Below are 16,040 nucleotides of genomic sequence, written 5' to 3'. Positions count from 1 at the left end.
ATGCGCCGTCTGCCCCCGCGCCTTATGGCCCCGCGCGCCCTGCCCGCATTCGCCGTGGCGAGCCTCGCCGCCGTCGCCCTGACATCCCTCGCGGCCGGACACGCCCATGCCCAAAGCTCGCTCGGCATCGGCACCAACGACGCCATGCCTTCCGGCACCGGCCTGTTCGCCCACCAGCTCATGTGGATAAACCTCAAGCAGCAGGAATTCTATCGCGCGCTGGCCGGCGCCATGAAGGCGATGCGCGAGGACGGCTCCAAGCTCTGGCTGCTGATAGGACTGTCTTTTCTGTACGGCATCTTCCACGCCGCCGGCCCCGGCCACGGCAAGGCGGTCATCTCGTCCTACATGGTGGCCAACGAAGTGGCGCTCAGGCGCGGCATCCTGCTCTCCTTCGTCTCGGCCTTCCTGCAGGCGGTCACGGCGATCGGCGTGATGCTGCTCGCCTTCTTCGCGCTGCGTGGCACAACGGTCTCCATGACCGACGCCGCCTGGTTCCTGGAGATTTCCAGCTACGTGCTGGTCACGCTTTTCGGCGCCTGGCTGCTGTGGAAGAAGGCCGGCCCGCCGCTGCTGCGCCTGTTCGGCGCTGCACCCGCCTACAGCCTTTCCGCCGCGCGCACTGGTGGCACCGCCGTTCCTGCTGCCGTCGGGCAAAATGCCGAGGGGCTGGAACATCGCTACGAACGCGCCCGTCCGCTCCGCGCGAAGGACCATGCCTGCGGCAGCGATGCTGGCCGGCCGCTCCGCTTCCGCGCCACCGACGAGGTCTGCGCGACCTGCGGCCACGCCCACGCGCCGGACCCGGCGCTGATCTCGGGCGACCGCTTCGACTGGCGCACCGCCTGGTCGGCGGTCGTCGCGGTCGGCATACGCCCCTGCTCCGGCGCGCTGATCGTGCTGTCCTTCGCCTTTCTGAACGGATTGTGGGCGGGCGGCATCCTGTCGGTGCTGGCCATGTCGGTGGGCACGGCCATCACCGTTTCGCTGCTCGCCACGCTGGCGGTGACCGCCAAGGACTGGGCGGTGACGATCGCCGGCGACGGCCGCCTCGGCAACCGCGTGCACGCGATCGTCGAGATCGGCGGTGCGGCCCTCGTCTTCCTGTTCGGGCTGCTGCTGTTGTCGGCCAGCCTCAGCGGCTGAGGCATGGTCCCTAAAAGTTGCAGACTTTTCGGACAGGATAATGCCTCGAAATCAAAGCCTGGAACGAGCCTCCGGTTTCGGCAGAGGCCGTCTCGGTCCAGCCTATATTTTTCCGTCCAGTTCGTCCTCGATATGGGCGCGGATGATCTCGTCGAAGCTCTGCTCCGCCGCGAATCCCAGGTCCCGCGCCCGCCGCGCCTCGAAACGGGTCGGCCAACCCTTGACGATCGACCAGACCGTCTCGTCGGGCATCTCGCGGATCAGCTTCACCGCCTTCGTGCCGGCGATGCGCTCCAGCGCCTCGATCTGCTCGCCGACGCTGACGGCGACTCCCGGCATGGTGAGGTTGCGGCGAGGGCCGACGGCTTGACCGTCGATTCCGGCGGCATGGATGAGGAAATTCACCGCCGAGCGCGGGCTGGCATGGGTATGCACGACCGAGCGCGGCACGGGCAGCGCCGCTTCCATGCCGGCCAGCGGCTCGCGGATGATGCCGGAGAAAAAGCTGGAGGCGGCCTTGTTCGGCTTGCCGGGGCGCACGCAGATCGTGGGCAGGCGGATGCCGATGCCGTCGAAGAAGCCGCGCCGCGTGTAGTCGGCCAGCAGCGCCTCGCCTACCAGCTTCTGCGTGCCGTAGGAAGTCAGCGGCGTGGCGTGGAAATCGTCCGGGATCACCTCGGGAAACGGCGCGCCGAACACGGCGATGGACGAGGTGAAGACGACGCGCGGATTGTGGCCGGCCAGCCTGATCGCATCGAACAAGGCGCGCGTGCCGTCGAGATTGACGCGGTAGCCGAGGTCGAAATTCGCTTCCGCCTCGCCCGAGACGACGCCCGCAAGATGGAAGATCACGTCGGGCCGCCCTGCCAGCAGCCTTTCGCCGGCGCCGGGCACGGCCAGGTCGCCGGTGTGGATCGAGACGACCGCGCCCGCCATGTCCGGCGCCTGCGCCGGCACGATGTCATGCAGGTCGAGCGCGGTGATGCGCCAGCCGCGCAGCGCCCCGTCCTTTGCAAGGCGCGCGGCCAGCTTGCGGCCGACCATTCCGGCCGCGCCGGTGACGAGGACACGCATCAGCGTTCACCCTTTCTGCGCTGGGCGCGGCTGCGCAGCCACAGCACCGCGAAGAAGGAAAACAGAAACAGCACCATCACGACCACGGCCAGCGCGGACGACACGCTTCCTGCCGCGAGCATGATCGTGGGCAGCCAATAGGCAAACAGCCCGAACAGCACCAAGATGATAAGTGCGGCGATGGCCGCATTCCTGGTATCGCGATCCATCGCAGAACTCCGGTTTGCAGTAAGGTTCCGAAGCCGGCGGCCCCGGCCGCTTTCGTTGCCGCCCGTCTTCAATGCCTGTCTTCAATGCCCGTCTTCAATGCCCGTCTTCAATGATAATGCCGGCGGTCGGGCGGCGCGCCGTGCATATGGTCAAACCCAAGCGCCTTCTGCTCACCATCGGCGCAATGAGCATACTCCGCCTCCACGGTGGTGTGCCCGATGTGGTGGCGGACCGCAAGCAGGGTCTTGACGGCGCTGACAGCGACATATTGGTCGACGCCTTCCTGGAGGCGCACATGCAGGGTGGCGATGTTCTGCTCGCCGTCGAGCGACCACACATGCACGTGATGCACCTCGACCACGCCTTGGACAGAAACCTCCACGTCCCTTGCGATCGCGTCCCGGTCCAGGCTGACCGGCGCGCCTTCCAGGAGCACGTGGGCGGCGTCGCGCATCAGCCGCAAGGCCGTGCTGAGGATCAGCACCGCCACCAGCACCGACAGGATCGGGTCGATCGGCATCCAGCCGGTCGCCAGGATGACCAGCGCCGCGGCGATGGCGGCGACCGAGCCCAGCAGGTCGCCCAGCACGTGCAGCAGCGCGCCGCGCATGTTGAGGCTTTCGCGGCTGCCGCCATGCAGGATCAGGAAACCGGCGATATTGACCAGCAGCCCCAGCCAGGCGACGACCAGCATCGGCCCGCCCAGAATGGCCGGCGGCGCCTGGAACCGGCGCCAGGCCTCGTAGCAGATCAGCAAAGCCACCATGAAGATGGCGAGGCCGTTGGTGTAGGCGACGAGCGTCTTGACCCTGCCGAAGCCATAGGTGAGGCGCTCGGTGGCCGGCCGCTCACCCAGATGGAAGGCATACCAGGCCAGCCCCAGCGCCACGGAATCGGTCAGCATGTGGCCGGCATCGGCCAGCAGCGCCAACGAGCCCGTCAGCAGCCCGCCGACGACTTCGGCGATCATGAAGCCGCCGGTCAGGCTGGCGGCCAGAAGCACCCGCTTCTTGTCGGCGGCCCCGTGCGCATGTCCCTCCGGGCCGTGACTGTGTCCGTGCCCGTCCTGGTCGTGGGAATGGGCATGCTCCATTCGCTGAAAACCTCTCAAGCGCCGGTTTCGGCGCGGAATTCCTCCAGCTTTTTCTTCTGCTGGCCTTGGGCGTCGAAGTTGGCCGGGTCCAGCCAGGCTTCGTAGGCCTGTTTCAGGGCCGGCCATTCGGCGTCGATGATCGAATACCACGCCGTGTCGCGGTTTTCACCCTTGACCACCAGATGCTGGCGGAAAATGCCCTCGAATTTGAAGCCGAAGCGCTCCGCCGCCCGCTTGGAAGGCACATTGTTGTTGTTGCACTTCCATTCGTAGCGCCGGTAGCCGAGTTCGTCGAAGATATATTGCGCGAACAGGAACTGCGCTTCCGTGGCCGCCGGCTTGCGCGACACGAGCTGCCCCCAATAGATATTGCCGATCTCGATCACGCCGTTGGCGGCATCGATGCGCATCAGCGTCTGCCGCCCGGCGACCTTGCCGCTGGCCTTGTCGATGACGGCGAAGAACAGCGGGTCGGGGCTGGCCGCCGCCTTTTCAAGCCAGGGCTGGAAGGCTTCGCGCGTCTGCGGCGGCAACTCCGGCAGCCAGCGGAAGCGGCCGTCGGCATCGGCCACGCTCGAGGCCGCGAACAGCCCGTCGCCGTGACGCGCGACGTCCAGCGGCTCGAGCCGCACGTAGCGGCCCTCCATCGCCTTTCGTTCCGGCCTTGGCCGCGCCTGCCAGTTGCTGAGATCCCGAGACAAGAAGCCCTCCATCCATTTGACTTTTGCCGCCATTGGCTCACAAGTCGCCTTGCAGGCAAAAGAACCACACGGACGAGAAAAATGCTCCACACCATTGCGGCTTTCGACCGGCTCGGCGAGGAAAACGCCTTCGCGGTGCTCGCCCGCGCCACCCAGCTTGCCCATGAAGGCCACGATATCGTCAATCTCGGCATCGGCCAGCCGGATTTCAAAACCCCGCCGCATATCGTGGAGGCGGCGATCAAGGCCCTGCGCGACGGCCATCACGGCTACACGCCCGCCACCGGGCTGCTGGCGACGCGCGAGGCGGTGGTGCGCCGCACGCTCGCCACGACCGGCGTCGAGGTGTCGCCCGAGAACGTCATGGTCCTGCCCGGCGGCAAGCCGACCATGTTCGCCGCGATCCTGATGTTCGGCGAGCCGGGCGCAGAGATCCTCTATCCCGACCCGGGTTTCCCGATCTACCGCTCCATGATCGAATTCACCGGTGCGACCCCTGTCCCCGTGCCGATCCGCGAGGAGAACGGCTTCGCCTTCTCGGCCGAGGAAACGCTTTCGCTGATCACGCCGAAGACGCGGCTGCTGATCCTCAATTCTCCGGCCAATCCGACCGGCGGCGTCACGCCGCGCGCAGAGATCGAGAAGCTGGTGAAGGGGCTGGAAAAGCATCCCGACGTCGCCGTCCTCTCCGACGAGATCTACGACGTGATGACCTATGACGGCGAGACGCATTGCTCGCTGCTCACCTTCCCCGAAATCCGCGACCGGCTGATCGTGCTGAACGGCTGGTCGAAGACATGGGCGATGACCGGCTGGCGCATGGGCTGGTCGATCTGGCCGAACGGCGAAAAGAGCGCCAATCTCTACGACAAGGTGCGCAAGCTGGCGGTCAATTGCTGGTCCTGCGTCAACGCGCCGAGCCAGTATGCCGGCATCGCGGCCATCGACGGCCCGCAGGACGAAGTGGACAAGATGCTGCGCGCCTTCGACCGCCGCCGCAAAGTGGTGGTGGAAGGGCTGAACGGGATCCCGGGCATCTCCTGCATCACGCCCAAAGGCGCCTTCTACGCCTTCCCGAACGTCTCCGGCACCGGCTGGAAGGCCAAGAAACTGGCTGCGGCGCTTCTGGAAGAAGCGGGCGTGGCGCTGATCGGCGGTCCCGATTTCGGAATTCTCGGCGAAGGCTATATGCGCCTGTCCTACGCCAATTCGGAGGAGAACATCCTGCGCGCGCTGGAGCGCATTGAGAAATTCCTGAAGCGCTGAGGCTTCTTCTCACCCGCGCCCGACGAAGGGCATCTTGGTGGCCATCACGGTCATGAACAGCACGTTGGCGTCGAGCGGCAGGCTGGCCATGTGGACCACGGCGTCGGCCACGCGCTGCACGTCCATCACCGCCTCCGGCGCTATCGTGCCGTTGGCCTGCGGGACGCCCACCGTCATCGGCCGCGCCATGTCGGTCAGCGCGTTGCCGATGTCGATCTGCCCGCAGGCGATGTCGTAGGGCCGGCCGTCCAGCGCCAGCGTCTTGGTCAGGCCGGTGATGGCGTGCTTGGTCGCCGTATAGGGAACCGATCCGGGACGCGGCGTGGTGGCCGAGACGGAGCCGTTGTTGATGATGCGCCCGCCCATCGGGCTCTGTCGCCGCATGGCGCCGAAGGCGGCGCGGGCGCACAGGAACGAGCCGGTCAGGTTCACCGCGACGATATCGTTCCACACGTCGACCGGAATTTCGTCGATCGGCGTCGACTTGTAGCCGATTCCGGCATTGTTGAAGAGAAGGTCGACGCGGCCGAAGGCCTGCACCGTGGCGGCGAACAACGCGTCCACCTCGTCCGGCTTGCCGATGTCGCAGGCGACGGCGAGCGCCTTTGCCTCGGTCCTGCCGGCTTCGCCGATCGCCTGTTCCAGCAGCGGCTTGCGCCGCCCGCAGAAGACCGTGTTCCAACCCTCCTTGAGCAGCGCCGTCGCCACGCTCTTGCCGACGCCGGTGCCGGCACCGGTCACGATCGCGGTTCCCTTGATTGCGCGACTGCTTGCCATGATGATCCTCCCTGGCTGTCGAGCCACGGCATCGCAAATACCGCCTGCAATGGCAAGGAGGCCGGGCATTTTGCAGCCGGCAGGCGGCGCCCGGATCGCACAACGGCGGCGAGACAAGGGGACAAGCGACAGGCCGGACTGTTTGGGCGTTCGCCGCTCCGGCGTACAAAAAGGGCGGTCATTGGCGACCGCCCTCTAATCTGAACCGGCTTGGGAGGAGGAGAACCGATCCGACTGGTAAAATGATGCGCTTGATGGGTTAACGAAAGGTTAACGCCGGCGCGCTTCTACCAGCGCGGATTGGGCGTCGTTCCGGCCGGCGCATCCACCGGCGCTTTCACGGCCGACACGGTCGCCTCGATGTGGTCCACGAGCGCGTCGGGCAGGCCGAGGCGTCCTGCGAGCAGGTCGAGATAGCCGCGCTCGGCACGCGTGTCCGGATCTATCGTCAGCCGCGTCGCGGTGTAGATCTCCACCTTCTGCGCCTCGGTCCGGGCGGCAGCGACCAGCGTGTCGAGATCGAGCGGGGCTTCCATTTCGGCTTTCAGGAATGCTTCGACTTCCGTATCGACCCCGATGGCGTTCAGCCGCTCGCCGATCTTCCTGCGTTCGTCCTCGTCGATGTGGCCGTCCGCCTTGGCGGCGGCGATCATCGCCCGCACCAGCACCAGCGCGAATTCGGCCTCGCCTTGCGGCGCCGCGGAAGGATGGAAATCGGTTCCCGAGGGCGGGGGCGGCAGAAGCACCGGCTCGGCGGCCGTCGGCGTCTGCGCCGGCTGCTGGCCGTTCCTGTAGTTCTGATAGGCCTTGTAGGCCAGCCCGCCGACGGCGGCGAGACCGCCCAGCTTGACGGCGGTGCCCGTCAGCTTCCGTCCCGGGCCGGTTCCCAGCAGAACCGCGGCCAAGGCGCCGGCCGCGAGCGGATTGTCCCTGGCAAGCTGCGCCGCCTGCCCGGCCTTGTCGCGGACGGTCCCTTCCGTGCCGGGAATTTTCGAGCCGAGCAGATCGTCGAGCAGCTTCTTGGGGTCGAACATCAACACCTCCAGTTTGGCCCCGGCGGTAGCGCGGGCGCGTTTCGGACAGAACGGAGGTAGGCACGGCAAAGGCGCGCCGCAATGGCGCAATAGCTTTTGCGATGCCGCGTCCGGCCGAAGGCCTGGCCGGGGTCAGCCGCCGATATGCGGCGCGGCGCCCCGCACCTCGGCAAGTTCGACCTGCCGGTGCCGCTCGGCATAGCGCGCGCGGTCTTCATCGGACCGGCTGTCGTGGCAATAGGCGCAGGAAACGCCGGCCGTGTATTTCGGCGACTGCCGGTCCTGCGGCGTCAGCGGCCGGCGGCAGGCCCGGCACAATTGCGCCTCGCCCTCCTCCAGCCCGTGGGAAACCGAGACACGCTCATCGAAGACGAAGCATTCGCCGTCCCACAGGCTCTGCCCGGCCGGCGTCTCCTCCAGATATTTGAGGATGCCTCCCTTGAGATGGAACACCTCCTCTATCCCGAGCGAGCGCATATAGGCCGTCGCCTTCTCGCAGCGAATGCCGCCGGTGCAGAACATCGCGACCTTGCGTCCGTCGAACTCCTCGCGATGCGCTTCGGCCCACGCCGGAAACTCGCGAAAACTCTTCGTTTCCGGGTCGAGCGCGCCACGGAAGGTGCCGAGCGCCACCTCATAGTCGTTGCGCGTGTCGATCAGGATCGTGTCCGGATCGGAGATCAGCGCGTTCCAGTCGGCGGGCGCGACATAGGTGCCGACGCTGCGCAGCGGATCGATGTCTTCCACGCCCATGGTGACGATTTCGGCCTTCAGCCGCACCTTCATGCGGTGGAACGGCATTTCGACCGCGTCGCTGTACTTCACTTCCAGTCCGGCCAGTTCGGGAACAGCTTCCAGATGGGCGATCAAGCGGGCAATCGCCTCATGGCTGCCGGCCAAAGTGCCGTTGATGCCTTCGCGCGCCAGGATCAGCGTTCCCTTGATGCCGCTCGCGCAGCACAGCGCCGCCAGCGGCGCCTTCAGTTCCGCAAAACTTTCCAGCCGGCAGAAGCGATACAGCGCGGCGACGCGGAAAGGTGCGGGAGTTGGGGACGGGCTCATCGGCAAGCCCGTACCGCCTCGGGGGCGTGGATTCAAGTCGCGCGCATCCGCTTCGTCTTCGGAAAAAAGCGGAAGCCTTTCCAGCATCTTGCAGCCGCATGGCCGATACGTCGGAGCAAAATCCATCCACGGGGTCTGAAATCCGCCGAAAGTCTGCCGGACAAAAGGAGATCGCCGCCATGTTCAGCCAGGATATTCTCAACGAGATCGACGAGGCCGCGCGCGCCGCAAACATCGAGCCGGCCGCTCTTCTGGCCGTTGCCGAATTGGAAAGCGGCGGCCGCGCCCATGCGGTCGTGAACGGCAGGCGTGAACCGCTGATCCGCTTCGAGGCGCATTATTTCGACCGCCGGCTGGATGCCGACAAGCGCGCCGAAGCCCGCGAGCAGGGCCTGGCCGCGCCAGTGGCCGGCGCGGTTCCCAATCCGAAAACGCAGGCCGCGCGCTGGCGCATGCTGGAAAGGGCGGCCGCGATCGACGCCAAGGCGGCCTACGAATCGACGTCCTGGGGGCTGGGGCAGGTTATGGGCTCGCACTGGGCCTGGCTCGGCTATGCCGGTGTCGACGCCCTGGTGGCGGAAGCGAGGTCCGGCGTGGCCGGCCAGATAAGGTTGATGCTGCGCTACATCGACAAGGCCGGTTTGGCGCAGGCGCTGCGCAGCCGCGACTGGGCCGCGTTCGCGCGCGGCTATAACGGGCCGGGCTACGAGCGCAACGGCTACGACAGGAAACTTGCCGCCGCCTACGCCCGCCACGCGAAGGGAAGCGAAAGGCAGGATGCCACTCCGGCCACGCCCCTGCTGCGGCGCGGCAGCCGTGGCGAGGCCGTGCGGACGCTGCAGGACGAACTGGGTCGGGCCGGCCATGCCCTTTCAGCAGATGGCTTGTTCGGCCCCGCGACCGAAGCAGCGGTCAGGAACTTCCAGTCGGCCCACGGCCTGGCCGCAGACGGCATTGCCGGACCGCAGACTTTGAAAGCCCTGCGTTCCGGTTCTTCGAAGGAGAAGTCGGACGGGACGGGATTGCTTGCGTTGTTGCTGAACCGTTTTTCGAAGCTGATAATACGCCGCTCATGAGCCCGCTCGTGGACTTGGCGCCGCCTGTCTGCTAGACGGCGCCAAATCGATTGAAATTCCGCACGTACGCAGGAAACCACCTTCAAAAGGCCGAAAAAGTGTCCAACAAGACGGAAAAGCTCCTCTCCCTGCTCGATGGCCAGCCGGTGATTCCGGTCCTGAAGATCGACAGCGCCGCCGACGCCGTTCCGCTGGCGCGCGCGCTGGCGCGCGGGGGGCTGCGGGTGATCGAGATCACGCTGCGCACGGCCGGCGCATTGGAAGCCATCCGGCGCGCGGCGGCGGAGGTCGAGGAGGCGGTCGTCGGTGCCGGCACCATTCTCGACGCCCGCCAGTTCGACGAGGCGGCCGAGGCCGGTTCGCAATTCATCGTCAGCCCCGGCGTGACCCGCGAGTTGCTCGCAGCCGCCGCCGGCAGCCCGGTTCCGCTGCTGCCGGGCGCGATCACGCCCGGCGAGATCATGGCGGCGCGCGAGGCCGGGCTCGACTTCCTGAAATTCTTCCCGGCCGAGCAGGCAGGCGGAGCGGCCTTTCTCAAGTCCCTCGCCTCTCCCTTCGCCGGCATCCGCTTCTGCCCCACGGGCGGCGTGAGCGCCAGGAACGCCCAGGATTATCTGGCACTGCCCAACGTCATCTGCGTCGGCGGCTCCTGGATCGCGCCGGACGACCTGGTCAAGGCCGGCCGCTGGGACGAAATCGAGGCACTGGCGCGCGAGGCGAACCGCCTTCGCCGCTGACGTTCAAGGCTGGCGCAAGCGTTTCAAAGGCGTTTTGCGGCGAGCGGGCTCCGCCTCGCGCGGCGCAAACAAGTTGAAACGATCGCACGGAAATTCCTGCGAGCCGGCTCCCACGTCTTGAGAGACACACCGTAAAAAAAGGCCGCGCCGGAGATTTCCGGCGCGACCTTTTCGATATTGGAACCGGGCTTTCCGGCGCTCGCCGGACGCTACTTGGTCTGGAAGCGGGCCACCGAGAGGAACCTGACGGCGTTGCCGCTGAACTTATGGGCATCGGCCATTTCGTTGCCCGGCTGGAAGCCGGCCGTGTAGACCTCGCTCGGCGCGGTGCGGACCAGATTATAGGCGAGCTTCGGTGCCGTCGTCGCATCCGCGACATGCACGATCTGCTCGTTGGTCTGCAGGGCCCAGCGGGCGGCCTTCGGCTGCGCTTCCACCACCGTCGCCTTTCGCTCGGGCCTGACGTCCTGGGGGCTCGGGCGCGCTTCCTTGCGCGTGGTCTTCACGCCGCTCAGCGCCGCCGCAGGATCGGATCCGGCCGGCCGCGAGGCCAGCGCCGCGCGCGGCGACACCGCTGAATCCGTGCCCGCCGAATCTTCGAACACGGACCGGGGCGCCGGGTCGAGCGCGGCGACGGTGTAGCTGTCGGCCGAGGCCTTCTCGGCGGCGACCTTCTCGGCCGCGACCTTTTCGAGCATCGCCTTGACCTCGTCGCTGCGCACCGAAGCCTGCGTCACCTTGGCGTCGTCATTGCCGGGGCGCGGCGACGGCAGCATGGCCAGCGCGTTGACGGCGGCCGTCCCGCGCTCAGGCGTATTCGCCAGCGCCATCAGCACCGCCGCCTGGTTCTTGGGCGCAAGTTCCGGCGGCGTGGAATGCTCCGGACGCCAGGTCGGCAGCGGGATGTTGTTCGCTGCGATCTCGCGCGTGGCTGTCGCGGTCTCCGCATCTGCCGCGCCGAAAGGAACATCGCCGGGCACAGGCTGACCGGGGCGCGGCGCCGGCACCGCGGACGCCACCTCGGTGGCGTCGGCCTGGCCGAACGGCACGTTCTGCGGCGCCTCGAGGCCGACATCGGCCTTAGGCCGCGGCGCGAAGGCCGGGACCGGCACGGAGCGGACGGGCAGCGCCGCGATGATGGTTTCCGGCGTCTTGTTCTCTTCGGCCACCGGCTCCTCGTCGGACGCCATCTGGATGTCCGCGCGCTGCGCGTTCTCAGGCGCCACGATGGCTATGCCCGGCGCGGCCCCTTTCGGCTGCGCCGCCGGCTTAGGAGCCTTGGCGCGCGGGGCGGGCGCTTCCGCGGAGGCGACATCGGCCATGTCGTCCGCCTCGTCCGCGCCGCCGCCCCCGAACAGGGCGGCCAGCAGGCCACCGGATTTGCGCGTGCCGCCGGCGCTGGCCAGTTCGATATTGGGCGTGCCGCTGGCCTTGCGGGACTTGTAGGCGGCCATGGCCTGCTCGTAGCCGGGCAACGGCTTGCCGTCGGACGGCACATGAAGCGTCTTGCCGTTCGGGAACACTCGCGCCAGTTCCTGGCGGCTGATGCCCGGCCAGTGCCGCACATTGCCGATATCCATATGCACGAAAGGCGATCCGGAGGTCGGATAGTAGCCGACGCCGCCGCCCTGCATCTTCAGGCCGATGTCGCGCAGCGTCTTGAGCGACACGCCCTGGATGTAGAAGTCCATCGCCTTGCCCAGCATGTGCTGGCTCTTCTGCGCGACGCCCTTCGAACGGCTGCGCAGCAGCGCATTGGTCGCCGGCGCGCGATAGCCGCATATGACCTGGATGTAACCGGTGGCGCCGCTCTCGCGATAAGCCTCCCAGACGAGGTCCAGCAGGCGCGGGTCCATGCGCGTCGGTTCGTTCCGGCGCCAGTCGCGCAGCAGATAGTCGATCTTCTTCAGGCCCTCGGGCACGTAGCGCCCGTTGCGCTTGTAGACGATCTCCGCCTTTTCGTGCGTGTGCAGATGATACAGCTTCAGCGAGCGCACCTCGGCGCTGGCGCTGCCAGCCGTCGCGGCAAGGAGTCCGACGGCGGTCGCGATCGCAGCCAGCCACTTCGGCCGGACGATCGTTGACAGTTCGCGTCGGTTCTCGGTCGGTTCGATTCTGCTCAAATCAAATGGCCTTGCAGTGCCGTTTGTCCCCGGATTTGACACAACGGAAACGTTTGGATTCGCCCCGAATATCGATCCTAATGGTTAATCACCGCTTATTGAAGACGAAATGCGGTCGGAGCGTGGCGATTTCCCGCCTAAAATGCATGTCTGTCATCGTGGTAAATCGCTGGTTTAAAGATCGAAACTACCGCGAAGCTTGCGCACGATTCAAGATGCGAGGCGCTCGGCACGGCCCGTTTCGGGATCGATGCCGTATTCCTTCAGCTTCCGGTAGAGGGTCGAGCGGCCGATGCCCAGGCGCCGCGCCACCTCGCTCATCTGGCCGTTGTAACGGTCGATCGCCAGCCGGATCATTTCGAGCTCCACCGAGGCGAGCGAGCGCACGTCGCCGCGATCGTCCAGCGCCTTGAGCAGGCCGAAGCCCGTCGTCACGGCCGGCGCCACGATCTCCGGCGAGGATGAAGGAGCCGCAATATCAACAGGTTGAGCCAGTTCCTGCTTCTGCGCGGCAGCGGCGCCGAGATCGACCGTGCCTTCCACCTGGGCGCGGATCTGGGGGAATTCCTCCACCGTCAGGACGTCGCCCTCGCACAATACGGAGGCGCGGAAGACGGCGTTTTCCAACTGCCTGATGTTGCCGGGCCAGTCATAGGCGGTGAGCATGGCCAGCGCGCCCTCGGAGATGCCCCTCAGCCGCCGGCGCGGGTCGACGGGCGCGACATGCTCCATGAATTGCCGCACCAGATGCGGAATGTCCTGCTTGCGCTCGCGCAAGGGCGGCACGAAGATCGGGTAGACGTTGAGCCGGTAGAACAGGTCCTCGCGGAACCTGCCTTCCTTCACCTGCTGCAAAAGGTCGCGGTGGGTGGCCGAGATCAGCCTGATGTCGACCCGCATTGTCGCGCGCCCGCCGACGGGATCGACCTCGCCGCTCTGCACCGCCCGCAGCAGCTTGACCTGGACGTCGAGCGGCAGGTCGCCGATCTCGTCCAGGAACAGCGTTCCCGTGTGGGCCTCCACGAACTTGCCGGTGTGCTTCTCGGTGGCGCCGGTAAACGATCCCTTTTCGTGGCCGAACAGGATCGATTCCACGAGGTTGTCGGGGATCGCCCCGCAATTGACCGTGACGAAGGGCTTGCCCCGCCGGTCGCCGGACCCCTGGATGGCGCGCGCGACCATCTCCTTGCCGACGCCCGATTCGCCTTCGATCAGGATCGGGATGTTGGAGGCCGCCGCCTTCTGGCCAAGCCGCACGACGCGCTCCATGGCGGGGCTGCGGGTGCTGAGGTCCTTGAAGGTGAGGGTCGTGCCGCCGCGCCTTGCGGAGCGCTTCACCTCGCCCTCCGCCACCTCGACCTTCAGCGCATTGCCGATCGCGGCCTGCAGCCTGTCCGGCGAAGCGGGCTTCACCACGAAATCGAAGGCACCGTGGCGCATGGCCGACACCACGGTCTCGATGCCGCCCTGCGCGGTCTGCACGATGACGGGGATGCGGATGTCGCGCGCGCGCATCGCCTTCAGCACGCCGATGCCGTCGAGGCCGGGCATGGCGAGGTCGAGGATGACGACCGAAACGTCGCGCGCGCCGGGTCCGTCCATGGCGTCGAGCCCGGCTTCCCCGCCGTCCGCGACGACGGCGCAATGCCCTGCCCGCGTCACCGCCGCCTCGAGCAGGCGGCGCTGGACGGGATCGTCGTCGACTATGAGAATGGAACCCGCCATCAGATGTTGGAAATCTCCCGCCCGACAGGCAATAGCCTATGGATCATCCTGGTACAGGGTTCTAAATAAGCTTTCAAAAAAGCCGGTGAACGAATTGCTTAGGATTTGACCGGCTTTCCCATCCCACGCCGTCAGGAAGGTATCGGCATGAAAGATCTTTCGGGCCGCCGGGGTTCGCCGGCATATTCGGGCCAGGCTGCGGCCGCCGAAAAGACGGCGTCGGCTGCCGCCGATCTCGGCCACCTGCCGGAGTGGAACCTTGCCGACCTCTATACGGGCATGGAAGCGCCCGAACTGAAGCGCGACCTTGCCAAGGCCGCCGCCGACGCCGCTGCCTTCGAGGAACGCTGGAAGGGCAAGCTGGCCGCCGAAGCCGGGCGCGGCGCGCAAGGCCGGCTGGGCGAAGCGCTGAAAGCCTATGAGGCGCTGGAGGAACTGATCGGCCGCATCGTTTCCTACGCCGGTCTCGTCTATGCAGGCGACACCTCCGATCCCAAGCGCGCCAAGCTCTACGGCGACGTGCAGGAGAAGATGACCGACGCCAGTTCGCATCTGTTGTTCTTCGCGCTGGAGCTGAACAAGATCGAAGACGCTACGCTGGAAAAGGCCCTGGATGCGGATCCGGCCTTCGGCCACTACAGGCCGTGGGTGGTGGACCTGCGCATGGACAAGCCCTACCAGCTCGAGGACCGCATCGAGCAGCTTTTCCACGAGAAATCCGTCACCGGGCGCGGCGCCTGGAACCGCCTGTTCGACGAGACCATGACGGACCTGCGATTCGATGTGGACGGCGAGGAACTGACGCTGGAGCCGACGCTGAACCGCCTGCAGGACGCCGATGGCGAGGTGCGCCGCAAGGCCTCCGAGGCGCTGGCCGCCACCTTCGGCGAGAACCTGCGCACCTTCACGCTGATCACCAACACGCTGGCGAAGGACAAGGAGATTTCCGACCGCTGGCGCGGCTTCCAGGACATCGCCGACTCGCGCCACCTCGCCAACCGCGTCGAGCGCGGCGTGGTGGATGCGCTGGCTGCCGCCGTGCGCGAAGCCTATCCGCGCCTGTCGCACCGCTATTATGCGATGAAGGCGCGCTGGCTCGGCATGGAGGCCATGAACCATTGGGACCGCAACGCGCCGCTGCCGGAGACGCCGCAGGCGACCATTCCCTGGAACGACGCCCGCAACACCGTGCTGTCGGCCTACAACCGCTTCTCACCGCAGATGGCCGATATCGCGCGCACCTTCTTCGACCGCAACTGGATCGACGCGCCGGTGCGTCCGGGCAAGTCGCCGGGCGCCTTCGCGCACCCGACCGTGCCTTCGGTCCACCCCTATGTGCTGCTCAACTATATGGGCAAGCCGCGCGACGTGATGACGCTGGCGCATGAGCTCGGGCACGGCGTGCACCAGGTTCTGGCCGGCGGCCAGGGCGCGCTGATGGCCTCGACGCCGCTGACGCTGGCCGAGACGGCTTCCGTGTTCGGCGAGATGCTGACCTTCCGTTCGCTGCTGGACGGCACTTCGGACAGGCGCGAGCGCAAGGCGATGCTCGCCCAGAAGGTCGAGGACATGATCAACACGGTCGTGCGCCAGATCGCCTTCTACGAATTCGAGCGCAGGGTCCATACCGAGCGCAAGAACGGCGAATTGACGTCAGACCAGCTCGGCAAGTTCTGGCTGGAGGTGCAGGCCGAAAGCCTCGGGCCGGCGATCCGGCTGCGCGAGGGCTACGAGACCTTCTGGACCTACATCCCCCACTTCATCCACTCGCCCTTCTACGTCTATGCCTATGCCTTCGGCGATTGCCTGGTGAACTCGCTCTATGCCGTCTACCAGAACTCCGAGCGCGGCTTTCAGGAGAAATATTTCGAGATGCTGCGCGCCGGCGGCACCAAGCACCATTCGGAGCTCCTCAAGCCGTTCGGCCTCGACGCCTCCGATCCTGCCTTCTGGCAGATCGGCCTCGGCGTCATAGGCAATCTGATCGACGAGCTGGAAGCTTTGGATTGAGTGGCT

At 66.6% G+C, this 16,040-nt stretch carries 14 protein-coding genes; 5 read left to right on the top strand and 9 right to left on the bottom strand.

The window, feature by feature from the left end; all coding sequences use genetic code 11:
- Nucleotides 1-24: 24 nt before the first annotated feature.
- Nucleotides 25-1,146: a nickel/cobalt transporter gene (locus QU595_RS20745; protein WP_410000544.1), complete on the top strand. Its 1,122-nt coding sequence runs from the start codon at nucleotides 25-27 to the stop codon at nucleotides 1,144-1,146.
- 102 nt (nucleotides 1,147-1,248) lie between these two features.
- On the opposite strand, the gene denD is transcribed toward QU595_RS20745, so the two are convergent.
- From denD to QU595_RS20725, 4 genes are all read right to left on the bottom strand, one after another.
- Nucleotides 1,249-2,220, bottom strand: coding sequence for a D-erythronate dehydrogenase (gene denD, locus QU595_RS20740; RefSeq protein WP_315925407.1), 972 nt, complete (start codon nucleotides 2,218-2,220; stop codon nucleotides 1,249-1,251).
- Nucleotides 2,220-2,429, bottom strand: a complete 210-nt coding sequence (locus QU595_RS20735) for a hypothetical protein (protein ID WP_315925405.1) — start codon at nucleotides 2,427-2,429, stop codon at nucleotides 2,220-2,222. Before QU595_RS20735 ends, denD begins: the two co-directional genes overlap by 1 nt.
- Nucleotides 2,430-2,536: 107 nt before the next feature.
- A complete protein-coding gene (locus tag QU595_RS20730; RefSeq protein ID WP_315925403.1) occupies nucleotides 2,537-3,523 on the bottom strand; it encodes a cation diffusion facilitator family transporter in 987 nt (328 codons plus the stop codon).
- Between the two features lie 14 nt (nucleotides 3,524-3,537).
- Complete coding sequence (locus tag QU595_RS20725) at nucleotides 3,538-4,236, bottom strand: GNAT family N-acetyltransferase (protein ID WP_410000543.1); 699 nt, start codon at nucleotides 4,234-4,236, stop codon at nucleotides 3,538-3,540.
- 69 nt (nucleotides 4,237-4,305) lie between these two features.
- Here QU595_RS20725 and QU595_RS20720 point away from each other — a divergent pair, with 69 nt between their 5' ends.
- On the top strand, nucleotides 4,306-5,490 hold the full coding sequence (locus QU595_RS20720) for a pyridoxal phosphate-dependent aminotransferase (RefSeq protein ID WP_315925400.1): 1,185 nt from the start codon (nucleotides 4,306-4,308) through the stop codon (nucleotides 5,488-5,490).
- A gap of 9 nt (nucleotides 5,491-5,499) precedes the next feature.
- Here the strand turns inward: QU595_RS20720 and QU595_RS20715 are convergent, their stop codons facing one another.
- The 3 genes from QU595_RS20715 to QU595_RS20705 all read right to left on the bottom strand — a co-directional run bounded on the left by QU595_RS20715 (nucleotide 5,500) and on the right by QU595_RS20705 (nucleotide 8,363).
- Nucleotides 5,500-6,267 (bottom strand): SDR family oxidoreductase, encoded by a 768-nt coding sequence (locus QU595_RS20715; protein WP_315925398.1) that lies wholly within the window; start codon nucleotides 6,265-6,267, stop codon nucleotides 5,500-5,502.
- Nucleotides 6,268-6,554: 287 nt separating this feature from the next.
- Nucleotides 6,555-7,301: a tellurite resistance TerB family protein gene (locus QU595_RS20710; RefSeq protein WP_315925396.1), complete on the bottom strand. Its 747-nt coding sequence runs from the start codon at nucleotides 7,299-7,301 to the stop codon at nucleotides 6,555-6,557.
- Between the two features lie 132 nt (nucleotides 7,302-7,433).
- Nucleotides 7,434-8,363, bottom strand: coding sequence for a rhodanese-related sulfurtransferase (locus tag QU595_RS20705; protein WP_315925394.1), 930 nt, complete (start codon nucleotides 8,361-8,363; stop codon nucleotides 7,434-7,436).
- 179 nt (nucleotides 8,364-8,542) lie between these two features.
- Here QU595_RS20705 and QU595_RS20700 point away from each other — a divergent pair, with 179 nt between their 5' ends.
- Nucleotides 8,543-9,439 carry an N-acetylmuramidase domain-containing protein gene (locus QU595_RS20700; protein ID WP_315925392.1) on the top strand — a complete coding sequence of 299 codons (897 nt, stop codon included), beginning with the start codon at nucleotides 8,543-8,545 and terminating at the stop codon, nucleotides 9,437-9,439.
- A 98-nt stretch (nucleotides 9,440-9,537) separates the two neighbouring features.
- Nucleotides 9,538-10,176, top strand: a complete 639-nt coding sequence (locus tag QU595_RS20695; RefSeq protein ID WP_315925390.1) for a 2-dehydro-3-deoxy-phosphogluconate aldolase — start codon at nucleotides 9,538-9,540, stop codon at nucleotides 10,174-10,176.
- Nucleotides 10,177-10,385: 209 nt separating this feature from the next.
- Here the strand turns inward: QU595_RS20695 and QU595_RS20690 are convergent, their stop codons facing one another.
- Nucleotides 10,386-12,227 (bottom strand): DUF882 domain-containing protein, encoded by a 1,842-nt coding sequence (locus tag QU595_RS20690; RefSeq protein WP_315925716.1) that lies wholly within the window; start codon nucleotides 12,225-12,227, stop codon nucleotides 10,386-10,388.
- Between the two features lie 282 nt (nucleotides 12,228-12,509).
- Nucleotides 12,510-14,024 (bottom strand): sigma-54 dependent transcriptional regulator, encoded by a 1,515-nt coding sequence (locus QU595_RS20685; RefSeq protein ID WP_315925388.1) that lies wholly within the window; start codon nucleotides 14,022-14,024, stop codon nucleotides 12,510-12,512.
- Nucleotides 14,025-14,171: 147 nt separating this feature from the next.
- Here QU595_RS20685 and QU595_RS20680 point away from each other — a divergent pair, with 147 nt between their 5' ends.
- Nucleotides 14,172-16,034 (top strand): M3 family oligoendopeptidase, encoded by a 1,863-nt coding sequence (locus tag QU595_RS20680; protein WP_315925386.1) that lies wholly within the window; start codon nucleotides 14,172-14,174, stop codon nucleotides 16,032-16,034.
- Nucleotides 16,035-16,040: the final 6 nt, after the last annotated feature.

The sequence above is a fragment of the Mesorhizobium sp. SP-1A genome (genome assembly GCF_032460275.1).
Taxonomy (GTDB): Bacteria; Pseudomonadota; Alphaproteobacteria; order Rhizobiales; family Rhizobiaceae; genus Mesorhizobium.
Note: the sequence above shows the minus strand (reverse complement) of the source record. Positions and strands in the feature narration are given on the sequence as shown.

What these genes read in the sequence shown, in the direction of transcription:
- QU595_RS20700 (WP_315925392.1), top strand. Translation starts at nt 8,543, where the DNA reads ATGTTCAGCCAGGATATTCTCAACGAGATCGACGAGGCCGCGCGCGCC.
- QU595_RS20745 (WP_410000544.1), top strand. Translation starts at nt 25, where the DNA reads ATGGCCCCGCGCGCCCTGCCCGCATTCGCCGTGGCGAGCCTCGCCGCC.
- QU595_RS20705 (WP_315925394.1), bottom strand. Translation starts at nt 8,363, where the DNA reads ATGAGCCCGTCCCCAACTCCCGCACCTTTCCGCGTCGCCGCGCTGTAT.
- QU595_RS20720 (WP_315925400.1), top strand. Translation starts at nt 4,306, where the DNA reads ATGCTCCACACCATTGCGGCTTTCGACCGGCTCGGCGAGGAAAACGCC.
- QU595_RS20680 (WP_315925386.1), top strand. Translation starts at nt 14,172, where the DNA reads ATGAAAGATCTTTCGGGCCGCCGGGGTTCGCCGGCATATTCGGGCCAG.
- denD (WP_315925407.1), bottom strand. Translation starts at nt 2,220, where the DNA reads ATGCGTGTCCTCGTCACCGGCGCGGCCGGAATGGTCGGCCGCAAGCTG.
- QU595_RS20730 (WP_315925403.1), bottom strand. Translation starts at nt 3,523, where the DNA reads ATGGAGCATGCCCATTCCCACGACCAGGACGGGCACGGACACAGTCAC.
- QU595_RS20710 (WP_315925396.1), bottom strand. Translation starts at nt 7,301, where the DNA reads ATGTTCGACCCCAAGAAGCTGCTCGACGATCTGCTCGGCTCGAAAATT.
- QU595_RS20735 (WP_315925405.1), bottom strand. Translation starts at nt 2,429, where the DNA reads ATGGATCGCGATACCAGGAATGCGGCCATCGCCGCACTTATCATCTTG.
- QU595_RS20725 (WP_410000543.1), bottom strand. Translation starts at nt 4,236, where the DNA reads ATGGAGGGCTTCTTGTCTCGGGATCTCAGCAACTGGCAGGCGCGGCCA.
- QU595_RS20685 (WP_315925388.1), bottom strand. Translation starts at nt 14,024, where the DNA reads ATGGCGGGTTCCATTCTCATAGTCGACGACGATCCCGTCCAGCGCCGC.
- QU595_RS20715 (WP_315925398.1), bottom strand. Translation starts at nt 6,267, where the DNA reads ATGGCAAGCAGTCGCGCAATCAAGGGAACCGCGATCGTGACCGGTGCC.